The sequence below is a fragment of the Microvirga sp. P4_G7 genome, from assembly GCF_056401005.1.
In genome coordinates this window covers 1-535 of sequence record NZ_JBFUKD010001196.1, presented here as the reverse complement: position 1 = coordinate 535, position 535 = coordinate 1, and the positions used below count along the sequence as shown (strand labels likewise).

Annotated in this window: 1 protein-coding gene; it reads right to left on the bottom strand. The window is 42.6% G+C overall.

Annotation, left to right across the window (positions count from 1 at the left end; translation table 11 throughout):
• On the bottom strand, nt 1-535 hold a 535-nt coding region (locus AC1DT3_RS23850; RefSeq protein ID WP_477467614.1), incomplete at both ends, for a hypothetical protein.

The window sequence follows — 535 nt, the reverse complement described above, 5'->3', positions numbered from 1 at the left end:
GTAAGCTTTCATTTCTGATTGATTGTATATATCCCACCAATATTCAGTTCTTGAACCATCATCAAAATTATACCTCAATAACCACATCTTGTAGTTTGCATCATATTTGGCGACGTAAGTCCCCCAGTTGTGCAAATTCCAATTGTCGGCAACCGTATCAATAATCGAGTTCTGTGTAGGCGCTCCAACGCGCTCGACACTTACACCTGTAGTGTAATCCCACGATTTATGAATATAAGTTCCATTGTCGTAGTTGTAGCCCTGCCAAGTTATACGGTTGCTTGAGTCGCGATTGATTTGATAGTTAGACCAAAGCTCACCTTTGTAGTCCCACCCCTGCTCAATGCTATAATCATCTGTCATCGATTCAGTTAAATAACCAAAGTACTCTTTTTGCCAGAACAGAACGGGGTTTCCGGCTTGCGTGGTACTTTTTTTCACTTCCTTGATTGGGCGCGTTGTATTGGCCGGATCCCATGTTTTCTCAACAATCATTCCGTTGACGCTGAAAAATTCCGACGTTAGACGGCCATCT